General features: G+C 62.3%; 12 protein-coding genes, 2 tRNA genes and 3 rRNA genes. 8 read left to right on the forward strand and 9 right to left on the reverse strand.

The genetic code is table 11. The annotated features are described in order from the left end of the window. Nucleotides 1–6: 6 nt before the first annotated feature. Nucleotides 7–339, reverse strand: coding sequence for a YkgJ family cysteine cluster protein (locus P1P91_RS07780; RefSeq protein WP_376717177.1), 333 nt, complete (start codon nucleotides 337–339; stop codon nucleotides 7–9). Further along, nucleotides 336–1,034, reverse strand: a complete 699-nt coding sequence (gene queC, locus P1P91_RS07785; protein WP_311881748.1) for a 7-cyano-7-deazaguanine synthase QueC — start codon at nucleotides 1,032–1,034, stop codon at nucleotides 336–338. The genes P1P91_RS07780 and queC overlap by 4 nt, the downstream gene beginning before the upstream one ends. A 224-nt stretch (nucleotides 1,035–1,258) precedes the next feature. Here queC and P1P91_RS07790 point away from each other — a divergent pair, with 224 nt between their 5' ends. Further along, a complete protein-coding gene (locus P1P91_RS07790; RefSeq protein WP_311881750.1) occupies nucleotides 1,259–1,681 on the forward strand; it encodes an SRPBCC family protein in 423 nt (140 codons plus the stop codon). On the opposite strand, the gene P1P91_RS07795 is transcribed toward P1P91_RS07790, so the two are convergent. From P1P91_RS07795 to P1P91_RS07820, 6 genes are all read right to left on the reverse strand, one after another. Then, nucleotides 1,678–2,766, reverse strand: coding sequence for an asparaginase (locus P1P91_RS07795; RefSeq protein ID WP_311881751.1), 1,089 nt, complete (start codon nucleotides 2,764–2,766; stop codon nucleotides 1,678–1,680). The genes P1P91_RS07790 and P1P91_RS07795 overlap by 4 nt on opposite strands. A 20-nt stretch (nucleotides 2,767–2,786) precedes the next feature. Beyond that, nucleotides 2,787–3,287 carry a hypothetical protein gene (locus P1P91_RS07800; protein ID WP_311881753.1) on the reverse strand — a complete coding sequence of 167 codons (501 nt, stop codon included), beginning with the start codon at nucleotides 3,285–3,287 and terminating at the stop codon, nucleotides 2,787–2,789. Nucleotides 3,288–3,346: 59 nt separating this feature from the next. Further along, nucleotides 3,347–4,615: a DEAD/DEAH box helicase gene (locus tag P1P91_RS07805; protein ID WP_311881754.1), complete on the reverse strand. Its 1,269-nt coding sequence runs from the start codon at nucleotides 4,613–4,615 to the stop codon at nucleotides 3,347–3,349. Between the two features lie 127 nt (nucleotides 4,616–4,742). Then, a complete protein-coding gene (locus P1P91_RS07810) occupies nucleotides 4,743–5,330 on the reverse strand; it encodes a PqiC family protein (protein ID WP_311881756.1) in 588 nt (195 codons plus the stop codon). A 45-nt stretch (nucleotides 5,331–5,375) separates the two neighbouring features. Next, on the reverse strand, nucleotides 5,376–7,073 hold the full coding sequence (gene pqiB, locus P1P91_RS07815; RefSeq protein ID WP_311881757.1) for an intermembrane transport protein PqiB: 1,698 nt from the start codon (nucleotides 7,071–7,073) through the stop codon (nucleotides 5,376–5,378). Beyond that, nucleotides 7,066–8,358, reverse strand: coding sequence for a paraquat-inducible protein A (locus tag P1P91_RS07820; protein ID WP_311885746.1), 1,293 nt, complete (start codon nucleotides 8,356–8,358; stop codon nucleotides 7,066–7,068). The genes pqiB and P1P91_RS07820 overlap by 8 nt, the downstream gene beginning before the upstream one ends. A gap of 227 nt (nucleotides 8,359–8,585) precedes the next feature. Here P1P91_RS07820 and P1P91_RS07825 point away from each other — a divergent pair, with 227 nt between their 5' ends. From P1P91_RS07825 to rrf, 7 genes are all read left to right on the forward strand, one after another. Then, a complete protein-coding gene (locus P1P91_RS07825; protein ID WP_311881758.1) occupies nucleotides 8,586–9,557 on the forward strand; it encodes a calcium/sodium antiporter in 972 nt (323 codons plus the stop codon). Between the two features lie 50 nt (nucleotides 9,558–9,607). Continuing rightward, nucleotides 9,608–10,618, forward strand: coding sequence for an adenosine deaminase (locus P1P91_RS07830; RefSeq protein WP_311881759.1), 1,011 nt, complete (start codon nucleotides 9,608–9,610; stop codon nucleotides 10,616–10,618). A 246-nt stretch (nucleotides 10,619–10,864) separates the two neighbouring features. Beyond that, a 16S ribosomal RNA gene (locus P1P91_RS07835) occupies nucleotides 10,865–12,396 on the forward strand. A 99-nt stretch (nucleotides 12,397–12,495) separates the two neighbouring features. Beyond that, a tRNA-Ile gene (locus tag P1P91_RS07840) sits at nucleotides 12,496–12,572 on the forward strand. A gap of 112 nt (nucleotides 12,573–12,684) precedes the next feature. Continuing rightward, nucleotides 12,685–12,760: transfer RNA gene (locus P1P91_RS07845), tRNA-Ala, on the forward strand. Between the two features lie 208 nt (nucleotides 12,761–12,968). Beyond that, nucleotides 12,969–15,858, forward strand: a 23S ribosomal RNA gene (locus P1P91_RS07850). Between the two features lie 114 nt (nucleotides 15,859–15,972). Next, a 5S ribosomal RNA gene (rrf, locus tag P1P91_RS07855) occupies nucleotides 15,973–16,088 on the forward strand. Together the 16S, 23S and 5S rRNA genes with 2 tRNA genes alongside form the textbook arrangement of a ribosomal RNA operon. Nucleotides 16,089–16,223: 135 nt before the next feature. On the opposite strand, the gene P1P91_RS07860 is transcribed toward rrf, so the two are convergent. Next, a complete protein-coding gene (locus tag P1P91_RS07860) occupies nucleotides 16,224–16,454 on the reverse strand; it encodes a hypothetical protein (RefSeq protein ID WP_311881761.1) in 231 nt (76 codons plus the stop codon). Between the last annotated feature and the right edge of the window lie 70 nt (nucleotides 16,455–16,524).

Raw genomic sequence — 16,524 nt, forward strand, 5'->3', positions numbered from 1 at the left:
GCCGGCTCAGGCGGTCAGGGATTCCAGCGCCGCCAGGGTATCCAGGGCGTCACTGCGGCGTTCGCCGCAGATAGCGGCGTCGTAGTCGAACTGCCGGCAGACGTCCGGGCGGCGAGGGTCATCGAACAACCGGCAGAGGTTATCGTCATCCAGCTGGGCGCAGCGCTCCCCGGCCGGCTTGCCGTCGGGCATGCCCGGAATCGGCGAGCTGATGGAAGGCGCGATACAGCAGGCACCGCAGCCCGGCCGGCAGCCGTCAGCAACTGACGCCGGCGGCGCCTCGGCGGGGGCGATAAAAAATACCCGGCCGGCTGCGCTTTGGGAAGAAGGGCGGCTCATGGGCGGTGCGAAGCGCTAGCGTAGGCCAGCGGGTCGCCGACGCCGTTAGCGGCGAAGGCGTCGAGCCGCTCCCGGCAGCTGGCGCACCGGCCGCAGGCAAGTTCGCCGCCCGCATAGCACGTCCAGGTATCCGCGTAGTCAAGCCCCATGGCCAGCCCCTCGGCCAGAATCTCGCTTTTGGTGCGGTTCAGGTAAGGGGCATGCACCTCTACCGGCGCCAGGTTGGCAAGGTGCGCCGCGTGGCGCATGGCCTCGACAAACTCGGGGCGGCAGTCCGGGTAGAGCACGTGGTCGCCGCCGTGAGCGCCGTAGTCGACGCGGTCGGCGCCGATATTGACCGCCTTGGCGATGGCCAGCGACAGCAGAATCATGTTGCGGTTGGGAACCGCCGTCGCGGCGAGGTTGTCGTCGGCGTAGTCGTCTTCGGGAACGGGACGGGAGGCGTCGGTGAGCGCGGAGTTGTCGATCAGGCCGTGTATCGCGCGGATATCCACAATCTGGTGCGGTATATCCAGCGCTTGGCATACCCGACGTGCGGTATCCAGCTCCCGGGCGTGGCGCTGCCCGTAGTCGAACGACAGGGCATGAACCCGGCGGCCTTCGCGCAGGGCGCGGTGGAGTACGGTAAAGGAGTCCATGCCGCCGGAGTAGATGACGACGGTGGCGCTTGATCCAGAAGCGTTAGGGGCAGGCATACGGCGTCCTTTGGCGGAGAGTGTGTTGGCCTCGCGGGAGGCGGGGCGCGTCCGGGGTCCGGTCCGGCGCCGGGCAGTTTACGCCAGTCGGGTAGCCCGTGAAAGACGCCAGGTCCAGGCTGGGCTTTCACGAGGCTGGATTGGCAGGCCTGCCTTGCCGGCGTGTTAGGCTTGGCATCCTGGCCCTGTGCCAACGTCAATGACTTTTACCCGGGGAAACCCTCATGGCCACTATTGAACATAGCGAAATTGTCAGCGCTGCCCCCGAGCGCGTGTTTGCCCTCCTGCGCCGGGTCGAGGATTTTGCCGACTATTCGGACTTGATCGAGCGCATCGAGCCGCTGGGCGAGGAGCGCTACCGCTGGTATGTCCACGCGCTCAAGATGGACTGGACCTTCGACGTGGCGGTGGTGGAGGCCAGCGCGCCGACAACGCTTGCCTGGGAGTCGCTGAGCGGGGTGAAAAACCAGGGGCGCTATCACCTGGAGCGCGTGCCCGAAGGTACCGAGGTGACCCTGACGCTGAGCTACGAGATCGGCAGCCGGCTGATGGAAAAGGCCGTCAACCGGGCGGCGACCCCGCTGGTGAGCAAGGTCAGCCGGCAAATCCTCGAGCGGGTGGAAGCCAGGCTCGCCGGCGGCGATTAGCCCTCGCTGCGCTCTCCGGCCCAGCAGGCGGCGAATAGCCGGCGACGCGCGGCGTTATCCAGCGGCAGGGCGAGCAGGTGCACAAGCTTGGTGTAGACGGCTTCCGGCGTCATGTCGGCGCCGGAAAGCACGCCGGCCTGCTCAAGCCCCTGGCCGGCGGCGTAGGCCCCCATGGCCACGCTGCCCCGGGGGCACTGGCTGACCGCTGCCATCAGCTTGCCCCGGTTGCCGGCCCGCTCCAGCACCGCGCGCAGTGCCGGGTCGTCGGCCATGTTGCCCGCGCCCCACAGCTCCAGCAGCGCTCCTGTCACTCGGCTGTCCTCCAGCCAGGCGCTCAGCTGCCAGGCGGCGATGCCCGGCCACAGCACAATTCTTGCGACCTCTCCTCGGCTCACTCGCTCGTAGTCCGCCGATGCGCGGGTCAGCAGACTGTCGATTTCATCGTCAGGCTCGGCGGCGTTTGTCGCCATGCCCGGGGAGGATGTGAACAGCCGCGGCGCCCCGCGGTAGTCGCCCAGCGCCGGGGCGTTGGGGCTGGCGAACGCATCCGCCGCCGAGGCGTGCTCCTTGGTGGCTCGGGCGCCGTGGAGCAGACGGCCGGCGAAATACACCGCCACGCCGTCAAGGCCGGGCTCTGCGGCAAAGCGCAGCGCGCCCTCAAGGTTGCCCAGCGCGTCGCTGCCCGACGCTTCCAGCGGCTGCATGGCGCCGGTGACGATAACCGGCAACCCCGGAGCGCGCAGCTGCAGGGCGAGGCTCGCCGCCGTCCAGCTCAGGGTGTCGGTGCCGTGCACCACCACGACGCCGGCGTAGCCGGTACGGTGCGCTCGAATATCCTCGGCCAGGGCATGCCAGTCCAGCGGCGTCACCGCGCTTGAGTCAATCAGGCGCGAGTAGCTATGTACTCTCCGTGCCGGCAGCGTTCGGCGCCTGTCTGCCGGCAGGGTAGCCAGCGCCTTTTCCAGCCGGGCAGCGAAATCGCCGCCCGGGGCCAGGCCGCCGGCGCCGGGCAGCATGCCGACGGTGCCGCCGGTGTAGATCACCCGCACCGGCAGAGCATGGCGGCGATCAGCGGTATTACCCATGGCGCTCTCCTGGGCCGGGGTTAGAGGTGGGGGCGCAGGTCGCCGCGCACGGCGTCCAGCAGGGTGATGAAGTGATAGTCGCGGTCGTTATCCAGGCTGTCTACCTGCACGCTGGTGCGCATTCCTTTCTCCATGTGCACGCGGTCGAAAATTTCCAGAGTGATCTTGCGTGCGGGCTTGTCGCCGGGGTCGAGAACGCCGTCTTCCAGGGTAAAGGTTTCCAGCAGGGTAGCGCGTATCCGGGCCTGCTGGCCTTCGCTGAGCAGGCGGCGGACAAACAGCCAGCCTTCGCATACCAGCGCTTCGCTGCCTTCCCGGGTGCGCAAAAACAGAGTGCGGTAGCAGGCGCCTTCGGCGGCGGCCTTTTCCGCCATGCTGCGATAGGCCTGCACGACCTGCCGAGAAGAGGCATGGGCCTCCTCCAGGCGCTGGACGATGCCGGCGTGCTCCCGGCTCAGCTGTTCCTGGCGCTGAAAGGTGAGCCAGCGGCGGTAATCGGCAATCAGGCTGGACGACGCCATAGTCACTCCACGTTGTGTCAAAAAAGTCGTAGCAATAAAGAAGAGGCCGCGCGTAGGGGCTAGCGGCTCTGGGAGCTGCGCTGGCGGCTGCGCGAGCGCCGCGGCTTGCGGTTGCGGTCGGAGCCGGGGGCGCGATTGGCGCTGCGCGGCTTGCCCGAGCGGCGGCCGTTTTCGATCGGCTGGGCGACGGCGTTGGGGTCCGGCTCGAAGCCCGGCTCCACCCGGCGCTCCAGCGACGTCTTGATGACCCGCTCGATGTTTTTCAACAGCTGGGCTTCGTCGATACAGACCAGCGAAACGGCTTCGCCCTGGCTGCCGGCGCGGCCGGTACGGCCGATACGGTGCACGTAGTCCTCGGCGACGTTGGGCAAATCAAAGTTGACCACGTAGGGCAGCTGGTGGATATCCAGCCCGCGCGCGGCGATATCGGTGGCGACGAGCACCTGCAGGTCTCCGCTCTTGAAGGCCCCCAGGGCTCGCGTTCTGGCGCCCTGGCTCTTGTTGCCGTGGATGGCCATGGCGGGGATGGAACGCTTGGATAGCTGTTCGGCGAGACGGTTGGCGCCGTGCTTGGTGCGGGTAAAGACCAGCACCTGATACCACTGACGGGTGTCGATCAGGTGGGCCAGCAGCTCGCGCTTTTTTTCCCGGTCGACCTTGTAGACGACCTGCTCGATTTTTTCCGCGGTGGTGTTGCGCGGCGCCACGTCGATCTGTTTGGGGTTGTCCAGCAGCTGTTTGGCCAGCGCCTGAATATCGTTGGAGAAAGTAGCGGAGAACAAAAGGTTCTGCCGCCTGGTCGGCATCAGCCGCAACAGCCGCTTGATGTCGTGGATAAAGCCCATGTCGAGCATGCGGTCGGCTTCGTCAAGCACGAGGATTTCCAGGCTCGAAAGGTCGACGTGGCCCTGCTGGTGCAGATCCAGCAGCCGTCCGGGCGTAGCAATGAGGATATCGACCCCGCGCTTGAGCGCTTCGACCTGGGGGTTCTGGCCCACGCCGCCAAAGATGACCTGGGTGCGCAGCTTGAGTCCGGCGCCGTAGGTGGCGATGTCCTTGCCTACCTGAGCGGCGAGCTCCCGGGTGGGGGCCAGCACCAGCGAGCGCACCTGACGGCTCTTGGCCGGCCGGCCGCGATCAAGGCGCTGGAGCAAGGGCAGGCCGAAGCCGGCGGTCTTGCCGGTGCCGGTCTGGGCGCTGGCCAGCAGGTCGTGGCCTTCAAGCACCGCCGGGATCGCCTGGGCCTGAATGGGGGTGGGCGTGGTATAGCCTTCGGCGTTGATCGCTTCGAGCAGTTCGGCCGTTAGGCCTAGGTCAGAAAAATCCATGGTATCTCCGCACGGCGCCGAAAACGATCGCCGTGTGATAAAGCGCCGGCAAATGTTGTCCGGCGTAGCCAACAGTAGTGAAGGCCAATAAAGAGTGAAAGCGTCGCGCGCCAAGCGCGGCCGCGCATCATAACACGGCGCGCCGAATGCCGGCGGCCATCTCGTCGGCGGCTTGTTCAAGGCTCTTGCCCAGGGCGCGCACCAGCGCGGGGTAGCCGTCCCGCTCGAGGGCGGTATTGGCGCTGAAGCTGTCCATGTGCAAAAGGCGGCCTTGGGCGCTTCGCAGCTGCCACTGGCCGCTGGCCACGGCGTAGCCGTCGTGGCGTCCCTGGAACTGGTCGATGCTGACGTCCAGGGTGTAAGCGTCGTCGTCGCCAGGGCTCGCCCGGGTGACACGCCAGGTGGGCAAGTCCCGGGACAGATGGGCCTTGAGGTTGCGCGTCAGCTGCTGGTCGAGGCCTTCGGCCCAGCGATGCTCCCGGGCTTCGCGCAGCTCGATGTCGTCAAGCTGCATGACGATCCCCTCGACATCGAGGTAGTGCGCCAGGCGTAGCCGCCCAAGCTCCAGCGTAGCGTCGGGGGCGTCGGCCACTTCAGGGGCGACGGCCGGCAGCAGGTAGCGCGAGGACGGCGATACCTTGCCGGCGCAGCCGCCAAGCCCGAGGCCCAGCAGCAGCGCGGCGAGCAATGGCAAAAGGCGCTGGAAGACAAGCATGGCATTTCCTTTTTGGTGGCGTGGCACTCGGGTGCCGCGGCGTGATCAGGGTGACTCCGGCGCGCGCGGCACGGGATCTTCGGTATCCAGGTTGTCAAACAGCAGCGCCCGAGGATTCTCGTTCAGCGTTTTGGTTAACGGCTGGAGATCGCGCAGCAGGCGCTCGATGCGATCCATGGTCGAGAGAATGTCCCGGTACGCCGGCGAGTTCGGAGATACGCCCTCAAGCGTGGTGCGAAGCTCCTTGAGCGTGCTGTTCAGGTTGCCGCCGATGTTTTGGGTTTCGGGGCTGTCGAGCAGGTTGTTGAGCGACTCGGACACGCCCTGAACTTCGTTGAGCGTGGCTTCGGCGGCCTGCATGTTGCGGTCGAGTCCGTCGAGCAGCGGGTCGACATCGAGCTCGTTGAGCTTCTCCAGCAGCGCGGTGATCTGCGCCTGTATCTGCGCCAAACCGCCGGTGGTGGTGGGGAAGACGCGCACGTCGGCGAACGATTCGGCAACGTAGCCGTCGCTTTCGCTATCCTGGAAGTTCAGGTCGACAAACAGCGCCCCGGTGAGCAGGTTGCCGTTTTTGAGGGTGGCGCGCAGGCCGATGTCGAACATCTCCTGAAAGCGTGTTTGCCACTCGTCAAGATCGAGCGCTTCGTCGACAATGCCCAGGCGCTGGGGCTCGATCCGAATCAGCACGGGGATGGCGAAGCTCGAGCGTGAGTCCGGCTGGGGCGCGGTAAAGTTCCAGGGCACCGCGGCGACGGTGCCCACGCGGACGCCGCGAAATTCGACGGGGGCGCCCTTTTTCAGGCCGCGCACGGTGTCGTCGATCAGCAGGACGTACTCGATGTAGCGATCAAAGGTGCCCTGGCGTGCGCTGTCCTCATCGGCATAAAGGCTGAAACGGGTGTTGGACTCAACGGCCTGGCCCGTGGGCAGATCGGCAGGCACGCCAAAGGTGACGCCGCCGCCCAGCAAGGCCTCGAGGGATTCCAGGTTGACCCTGATGCCGTCGGCATCCAGGCGAAAGTCAATGCCGCTGGTATTCCAGAAGCGGGTGTTGTCGGTGACCAGGCTGGCGTAGGGTTTTTCGATAAAAATGTTGTGCGATACCTGGCGCTCTTCGGGGTTGAAGTCGACCTCTTCCACGCGGCCGACGGTGTAGCCCTGATAGGATACCGGGTCGCCTACCTTCATCGAGTTGCCCAGCTCGCTGACCAGGGTGAGCTGCAGGCCGGCGACGCCCGTGGGCGCTACCGGCGGCACGTCGCTGACCGTAAACTCGCGCTTGAGCTCGTCGGAGCTGCCCGGCTCAAGCTGGATATAGGCGCCGGACAGCACGGTGTTGAGCCCGCTGATGCCTTCCCGGCCAATGCGCGGCTTGACCACCCAGAAGCGGCTGTCTTCGGTCAGCATGCCCTCGGCTTCGGGATGGATCCGGGCGCCGATGACGGCGTGGGACAGGTCGTCGGACAGGCGCACGCTCTGAACCTGGCCGACTTCGACATTGCGCGTGCGGATCAGCGTCTTGCCGGCTTCGATGCCTTCGGCGTTTTCCATGGTGAGTTTGATCTGGGTGCCGCGGCTGGTGTAGTTGTCGTATACCAGCCACATGCCGATGATGACGGCGATCAGCGGAACGATCCAGATAGGCGACAGCCTTGCCTGAGCCGACGCCCTGGCCCGATCCAGCCCCGATGACGGCGCGGGTTCACTGGGCGTGCGGTGGTCGCGGGGTGTTTCATTAGCCATCGACAGTTCTCTGAAAGGCGGTGTGTGAATGCGTTTTGGCAGCGGGCAGGGGAGTGTCCCAGATCAGGCGCGGATCAAACGACATGGCGGCCAGCATGGTCAGAACGACCACTGCGCCAAAGGCCAGCTCGGCGGGGCCGGGGGTGATCGACATCAGCGTTCCGGCGCGGATCAGCGCCACGAGGATGGCCACGACAAACACATCGACCATCGACCAGCGGCCGATAAAGTCGGTAATGCGATAGAGCACGGTGCGGCTATGCGCGTTGACGTGGTGGCCTCGACGACTGACCAGGCACAGCCAGCCAAGGGCGAACAGCTTGCCCACCGGCACCATGACGCTGGCCACGAAAATCACCAGGGCAATGGGCCAGGATCCCGACTGGTAGAGCTCCACCACTCCACCGATGATGGTGGAAGGCGAGGTTTCCCCCAGGCTGGTCACGTTCATGATCGGATACAGGTTGGCCGGAATATACAGGATCGCCGCGGCGACGAGAAACGCCCAGGTGCGCTGGATGCTGTGCGGAAGACGGGCGTGAAGGCGCTCTCCACAGCGCCGGCAGCGCGTCCTGCCGGTGACGCTCAGGCGGTTGACCAGCCCGCAGGTGGCGCAGCCGGCGAGCTGCTGGGCCGCGGCGGGCGCCCCGGTTTGGGCGCCTTCCGGCGCCAGGGGTTCGCCGTCAAGGGAAAACCACAGCCAGTCGGCGTCCAGCGACTGGCTGGTCAGCAGCAGTAAAAAGGCGAAAACGCAGAAGGCCCAGAACGACAGCCCCAGCGATATCTGCGCCAGACCGGAGATCTTGATCAGGCTGACCAGGGCGCCAATGATGAAGACATCCGCCATCATCCAGGGCGTCAGGTGGGTGAGCGCCCGGGCAATATCGCGGCTGAACGGCAGCGGCCGGTAGCGCATGAGCCCCAGCTGCAGCCACATGACGGCCAGCAGGTAGCAGGCCGGCAGCACCACAATGGTCAGGATGACCACAATGGCTACCACCGGCTGATGGAAGTTGATGAGCGCCGTGGCGGTCTGGTGAAGCTCGATACGGTTGCTGACGCCGCTGACGCTGAAGCTGATGAAGGGAAACGAAACGGCCACCAGCAGGGCGATGAAGGCGGCAAGGGCCAGCGCCATGCTGCGCTGTGCCGGATGGTGGTGGCGCCTGACCAGCGCATGGTGGCAGCGCGGACAGGCCGCTTTTTCGCCGGGGCTCAGCGGCGGCAGGGCACAGAGCCAGTCGCATTCATGGCAGGCGCGCAGCCGCCGGCGCCGAGTATGCATCTCGGGGGGCGAACGGTCCACATACGGGGCCTGGCGAGGGAGCGCCGGCCGTTTGAGCAGACGATACTGAACCAAATCTTCTCCTTTCCACGCGCTGATCTATCGGCAAGCCTCGGGGCATGTGCCGCACGCCTATGCCTGAGTGCATATCAGCGCTTGACGCGCTCGGCCGCTTCCATAATGATGCAGCGGCGATAGTACCCAGATAAACCCACGAAGGAAACGTTATGCTGCTTCCCGTCCTGGCCGTGATAGCCGGCCTGGTGTTATTGATCTGGAGTGCCGACAGGTTCATTGACGGCGCGGCGGCAACGTCACGCTGGCTCGGGCTGTCGCCGCTGCTCATTGGCATGCTGGTGATCGGTTTTGGCACCTCGGCGCCGGAAATGATGGTGTCGGTGCTTGCCGCCCTGCAGGGCAGCCCCGGGCTTGCCGTGGGCAACGCCTACGGCTCCAATATTGCCAACATCGGCCTGGTGCTGGGCGTAGTGGCGCTGCTGGCGCCGCTTGCCGTGCACTCAAGCGTTGTCCGCAAGGAGATGCCGGTGCTGGTAATGGTGACGGCGCTGACCGGCATTATCCTGCTCGACGGCTTCGTTGCCCGCTGGGAGGCGGCCATGATTCTGCTGATTCTCGGCGGTTTCATGACGCTCAGTATTCTGCAGTCGCGAGCGCAAAAGGACGATGCGCTGATGGAGGAGGTCAGCGATTCGCTGGAGAGGCAGCCCATGTCCCGAGGCGCCGCGTTAGGCTGGACGCTCACGGGTCTGGTCGTGCTGATTGGCAGTTCGCGCCTGCTGGTATGGGGCGCGGTGGATATTGCCGAGGCCTTTGGCGTCAGCGAGCTGGTCATTGGGCTTACCGTTGTCGCCGTTGGCACCTCGCTACCCGAGCTTGCTTCATCGGCCAGCGCGCTGCGGCGCAAGGAGCACGATATGGTGCTGGGCAACGTGGTGGGCTCCAACCTTTTTAACACCCTGGGGGTAGTGGGGCTGGCCGGGGTGATCACGCCGATTGAAGCAGGGCCGGACGTGCTTACCCGGGACTGGTTCGTGATGACCGTGATGACCCTGCTGATGGTCCTCTTTGCGTTTTCCTGGCGTGGACGAGCGCGCAGAATCAATCGCCTGGAAGGGGGTATCCTGTTCGCCCTGTTCGTGGCATACACTACCTATATGGTAGCCATGGTTATCGTCTGACCCGGTTCATGGCGTGGCAATAACAAGGCAATAACAAAAAGGAAACGGTCATGCGGGATTTCTTGCAGCGGTTACCCAAGGCGGAGCTCCATCTGCATATCGAGGGGACGCTAGAGCCGGAGCTGATGTTCCGGCTGGCCGAGCGCAACCACATTGCGTTGCCCTACGCCGATATCGACGAGGTGACAGAGGCGTATCGCTTTCGTCATCTGCAGGAGTTTCTGGATCTTTACTACCAGGGCATGGACGTGCTGCGTACGCCGCGGGACTTTCATGATCTGGCCATGGACTATTTTGTCCGTGCCCGCAACGAGGGCGTGATGCATATTGACATGCATTTTGATCCCCAGGCACACATGCAGCGGGGCGTGCCTTTGGCAAGCGTGATGCAGGGGTTGCTGAGCGCGGTGCGCCATGCCGAGCGAACGCTGGATTTGAGCGTAGGACTGATCATGGCGTTTTTGCGCGATCGCCCGGTGGCCGAGGCGGCAGCGCTGCTCGAGCAGGCGCGCGACTACTGGCCGTATCTGAGCGCCGTCGGGCTGGACAGCGCGGAGCGCGGCTATCCGCCGGGCCGCTTTGCCGACGTATTTGCCCGGGCAGGCGAGCTCGGGCTGGCACGGGTGGCCCACGCCGGCGAAGAGGGGCCGGCGGCCTATGTGCGCGAAGCGCTTGATGAGCTTGGCGTCGAGCGCATCGACCATGGCGTACAGTGCATGGCCGACGAGGCACTGGTGGAGCGCTTGAGGCGTGAGCAAACGGTGCTCACCGTCTGCCCGCTATCCAACGTCAGCCTTGGCATCTATGCCGCCGTGACGGAGCATCCGCTGCCGGCCATGTGGGAGGCCGGGCTCAATGTTACGCTCAGCTCGGATGACCCGGCCTATTTCGGGGGCGGTATGCTGAGCAATCATCTGGCGTGCGCGGAGGCGTTTGGCTGGGGAAAGTCGACGTTTTTGTCCCTTGGCCGAAGCGCTATCAGCGCCGGATTTATGCCTGAAGCAAGGCGCCAAACGCTGCTGGGCCGCCTTGCTGAACAGGAAGGCGGCTCGGGGACATAAAAAAAGCGCGGCAGACAATTGACGCCGGGCGAATCGCTGGTATGATACGCACCCATTGAGAGGCAGCGCCAAGCGCGGTTCTCAGCTCTTTAACAAGTTGATCAGGTAATTCATGTGGGCGCTTGCCTGGGTGGGTGACAAATCACCTATCATCAAGGCAAGCGACTCGTCAGAGACCTTCGGGTCTCGTTTGAGACGTTTGATACCTTGAGCCAAGTTTGGTCCGCTTAACGGACTATATGATTGAAACCGAAGAGTTTGATCATGGCTCAGATTGAACGCTGGCGGCAGGCTTAACACATGCAAGTCGAGCGGAAACGACAGGAGCTTGCTCCTGGGCGTCGAGCGGCGGACGGGTGAGTAACGCATAGGAATCTGCCCGGTGGTGGGGGATAACCCGGGGAAACTCGGGCTAATACCGCATACGTCCTACGGGAGAAAGGGGGCTCAGGCTCCCGCCATCGGATGAGCCTATGTCGGATTAGCCAGCTGGTGGGGTAACGGCTCACCAGGGCGACGATCCGTAGCTGGTTTGAGAGGATGATCAGCCACACCGGGACTGAGACACGGCCCGGACTCCTACGGGAGGCAGCAGTGGGGAATATTGGACAATGGGCGAAAGCCTGATCCAGCCATGCCGCGTGTGTGAAGAAGGCCCTCGGGTTGTAAAGCACTTTCAGTGAGGAAGAAGGCCTGGCGGCTAATACCCGCCAGGAACGACATCACTCACAGAAGAAGCACCGGCTAACTCCGTGCCAGCAGCCGCGGTAATACGGAGGGTGCAAGCGTTAATCGGAATTACTGGGCGTAAAGCGCGCGTAGGCGGCGCGATCAGCCGGTTGTGAAAGCCCCGGGCTCAACCTGGGAATGGCATCCGGAACTGTCGCGCTAGAGTGCAGGAGAGGAAGGTGGAATTCCCGGTGTAGCGGTGAAATGCGTAGATATCGGGAGGAATACCAGTGGCGAAGGCGGCCTTCTGGACTGACACTGACGCTGAGGGGCGAAAGCATGGGTAGCAAACAGGATTAGATACCCTGGTAGTCCATGCCGTAAACGATGTCGACCAGCCGTTGGGGTCCTTGAGACCCTTGTGGCGAAGTTAACGCGATAAGTCGACCGCCTGGGGAGTACGGCCGCAAGGTTAAAACTCAAATGAATTGACGGGGGCCCGCACAAGCGGTGGAGCATGTGGTTTAATTCGATGCAACGCGAAGAACCTTACCTACCCTTGACATCCTGCGAACCCGAGAGAGATCTCGGGGTGCCTTCGGGAACGCAGTGACAGGTGCTGCATGGCTGTCGTCAGCTCGTGTTGTGAAATGTTGGGTTAAGTCCCGTAACGAGCGAAACCCTCGTCCCTCTTTGCCAGCGATTCGGTCGGGAACTCCAGGGAGACTGCCGGTGACAAACCGGAGGAAGGTGGGGACGACGTCAAGTCATCATGGCCCTCACGGGTAGGGCTACACACGTGCTACAATGGCCGGCACAAAGGGCGGCGAGCTCGCGAGAGTCAGCGAATCCCGTAAAGCCGGTCTCAGTCCGGATCGGAGTCTGCAACTCGACTCCGTGAAGTCGGAATCGCTAGTAATCGTGCATCAGAATGGCACGGTGAATACGTTCCCGGGCCTTGTACACACCGCCCGTCACACCATGGAAGTGGACTGCACCAGAAGTGGTTAGCCTAACTTCGGAAGGCGATCACCACGGTGTGGTTCATGACTGGGGTGAAGTCGTAACAAGGTAGCCGTAGGGGAACCTGCGGCTGGATCACCTCCTTAACCGATGCGTCACCCGCCCGGCAAGTGCCCACAATGAATTGCCTGATCAAGCAAAGAGAGCACGAAGTGTCCCTGCCGGTACGGCAGGCGGTCACGTTCGGGTCTGTAGCTCAGTTGGTTAGAGCGCACCCCTGATAAGGGTGAGGTCGGCAGTTCGAGTCTGCCCAGACCCACCAAATTCGCGTAAAGCGGCGTTGCTTTATGCCTCGCATAGCAGGCTATGCGTCGACATGAAAGCGCCTTGCCTTACACGAATTTTCGGTGGAAACAACGAACAGCAAACGATTCGGGGCCTTAGCTCAGCTGGGAGAGCGCCTGCCTTGCACGCAGGAGGTCAGCGGTTCGATCCCGCTAGGCTCCACCATTATCGTTCCCGGTGCCGTCCGTGCTGCTCTTGCGTTTCGTGACCAGTGATAAACGCATCGCGTGCGCTTATCACTGTTCACTGAACAGTCGCTCTTTAACAAGATATATCATGCTGACAAAACGATCTTCGCAAGAAGATCATGTGATACGTCTCAAGCGTATCCGGCAATCGTTGTCATTGCGACACCGACCCCTTGGGGTTATAGGGTCAAGCAATGAAGCGCACACGGTGGATGCCTTGGCAGCCAGAGGCGACGAAAGACGTGGCAGCCTGCGATAAGCGTCGGCGAGGTGGCAAACAACCTGCGACCCGGCGATCTCTGAATGGGGCAACCCACTCACCACAAGGTGAGTATCGTCTCCTGAATCCATAGGGAGACGAGGCGAACCGGGGGAACTGAAACATCTCAGTACCCCGAGGAAAAGACATCAACCGAGATTCCCCCAGTAGCGGCGAGCGAACGGGGAGCAGCCCTTAAGCGCGTGAACGACTAGACGAAGGCCCTGGGAAGGGCCGCCATAGTGGGTGACAGCCCCGTAGTCGAAAGTCCGATCGCGTGAAATCGAGTAGGTCGGGGCACGTGTAACCCTGACTGAAGACGGGGGGACCATCCTCCAAGGCTAAATACTCCTGGCTGACCGATAGTGAACCAGTACCGTGAGGGAAAGGCGAAAAGAACCCCAGTGAGGGGAGTGAAACAGATCCTGAAACCGTGTGCGTACAAGCAGTGGGAGCCGACTCGTTCGGTGACCGCGTACCTTTTGTATAATGGGTCAGCGACTTATTTTCCGTAGCGAGCTTAACCGATTAGGGGAGGCGTAGCGAAAGCGAGTCTTAACCGGGCGACAAGTTGCGGGGAATAGACCCGAAACCGGGCGATCTACCCATGGCCAGAGTGAAGGTTGAGTAACATCAACTGGAGGCTCGAACCCACGTATGTTGAAAAATGCGGGGATGAGCTGTGGGTCGGAGTGAAAGGCTAATCAAGCCCGGAGATAGCTGGTTCTCCTCGAAAGCTATTTAGGTAGCGCCTCACGTATCACCACCGGGGGTAGAGCACTGTTTCGGCTAGGGGGTCATCCCGACTTACCAACCCGAGGCAAACTCCGAATACCGGTGAGTGCCAGCGTGGGAGACACACAGTGGGTGCTAACGTCCATTGTGGAAAGGGCAACAACCCAGACCGTCAGCTAAGGTCCCCAAATCCTGATTGAGTGGGAAACGATGTGGGAAGGTTTAGACAGCCAGGAGGTTGGCTTAGAAGCAGCCATCCTTGAAAGAAAGCGTAATAGCTCACTGGTCGAATCGGCCTGCGCGGAAGATGTAACGGGGCTAAATCAGGTACCGAAGCTACGGACGTATCCTTCGGGAGACGTGGTAGAGGAGCGTCGTGTAAGCCGATGAAGGTGAGTCGAAAGGCTTGCTGGAGGTATCACGAGTGCGAATGCTGACATGAGTAACGATAAAGGGCGTGAAAAACGCCCTCGCCGGAAGACCAAGGGTTTCTGTTCGACGCTAATCGGAGCAGAGTGAGTCGGCCCCTAAGGCGAGGCCGAAAGGCGTAGTCGATGGGAAACGGGTCAATATTCCCGTACCTCACAGTATTGCGACGGGGGGACGAAGAAGGCTAGGTGAGCCGGGCGACGGTCGTCCCGGTGAAAGTCCGTAGGCCGAACCATCAGGGAAATCCGGTGGTTCAAGGCCGAGAGACGAGACGAACAGCCCACGGGCTGGAAGTCATCGATGCCACGCTTCCAGGAAAAGCCTCTAAGCCTCAGATACGGTGAGACCGTACCCCAAACCAACACAGGTGGTCAGGGTGAGAATCCCCAGGCGCTTGAGAAAACTCGGGTGAAGGAACTAGGCAAAATGGTGCCGTAACTTCGGGAGAAGGCACGCCGCCGGTACGTGAAGTCCCTCGCGGACGGAGCGGAAGGCGGTCGAAGATACCAGGTGGCTACAACTGTTTACTAAAAACACAGCACTCTGCCAACGCGCAAGCGGACGTATAGGGTGTGACGCCTGCCCGGTGCCGGAAGGTTAAGTGATGGCGTTAGCTCCGGCGAAGCGCTTGATCGAAGCCCCGGTAAACGGCGGCCGTAACTATAACGGTCCTAAGGTAGCGAAATTCCTTGTCGGGTAAGTTCCGACCTGCACGAATGGCGTAATGATGGCCACGCTGTCTCCACCCGAGACTCAGTGAAATTGAAATCGCCGTGAAGATGCGGTGTACCCGCGGCCAGACGGAAAGACCCCGTGAACCTTTACTATAGCTTCACACTGGACGCCGATGTTGCTTGTGTAGGATAGCTGGGAGGCCTGGAACCCCGGTCGCCAGACCGGGGGGAGCCACCCTTGAAATACCAGCCTGGCATCATTGGCGTTCTCACTCCGATCCGTGATCCGGATCGAGGACCGTGTGTGGTGGGTAGTTTGACTGGGGCGGTCTCCTCCCAAAGTGTAACGGAGGAGCACGAAGGTACCCTCAGCACGGTTGGACATCGTGCAGTGAGTGCAAGAGCACAAGGGTGCTTGACTGCGAGACAGACACGTCGAGCAGGTGCGAAAGCAGGTTCTAGTGATCCGGTGGTTCTGTATGGAAGGGCCATCGCTCAACGGATAAAAGGTACTCCGGGGATAACAGGCTGATACCGCCCAAGAGTTCACATCGACGGCGGTGTTTGGCACCTCGATGTCGGCTCATCACATCCTGGGGCTGAAGTCGGTCCCAAGGGTATGGCTGTTCGCCATTTAAAGTGGTACGCGAGCTGGGTTTAGAACGTCGTGAGACAGTTCGGTCCCTATCTGCCGTGGGCGTCGGATGTTTGAGAAGGGCTGCTCCTAGTACGAGAGGACCGGAGTGGACGCACCTCTGGTGTTCCGGTTGTCACGCCAGTGGCACTGCCGGGTAGCTAAGTGCGGACGGGATAACCGCTGAAAGCATCTAAGCGGGAAGCCCCCTTCAAGATGAGACATCCCCGAGGCCGTGAGCCTCCTGAAGGGCCCAGCAAGACGAGCTGGTTGATAGGCCGGGTGTGGAAGCGCTGCAAGGCGTTGAGCTAACCGGTACTAATGCGCCCGTGAGGCTTGACCCTATAACGCCCAAGGGGTCGGGTCGCAGACAACGAGCCGGATACGCAAGACGAGACGATCACACAGTTTTTATCCCTGGCTGAATAACTCAGCAGCATGATATATCACCGGTTACGCCTGACGGCCATAGCGAGCGGGAACCACCTGATCCCATGCCGAACTCAGCAGTGAAACCGCTCAGCGCCGATGGTAGTGTGGGGCCTCCCCATGCGAGAGTAGGACATCGTCAGGCACTGATACACAGAGAACCCGGCCCCGTGCCGGGTTTTTTGTGTGCGTGGAAGACAAGTCCAGCCGAAGCAGGCCGGCGTCGCTCGGCAAGCCGGCCTCCCGCAGTGCGGCGATATGTGATGGAGTGAGCCAGCGCCTAAGGCGCCCGGCTATCTTCGGAAGCGGCGCGCTTCTGCTTATCATCGGGCTTGCCGGGAACGCGATAGCGTACCGCCTTGTTACGCTCATCTTCATAGCGCGCGTTTTCTTTTTCTGCCGGCACGCCGAGCACGGTCTCCTTCGAGCCATCAGGCCATGTATAGGTGGTACAGCCCGCCGTGCCAACGATCAAGAAAACAGACAAAAACGTCAGGTAGAGTTTACGCACGATGGGCCCCTTTGATTACAATGCTATTGACAGATGACGGCGCAAAATTAACACGGGCAAGACATGAGCG

Source organism: Halomonas piscis, from assembly GCF_031886125.1.
Classification (GTDB): domain Bacteria; phylum Pseudomonadota; class Gammaproteobacteria; order Pseudomonadales; family Halomonadaceae; genus Vreelandella; species Vreelandella piscis.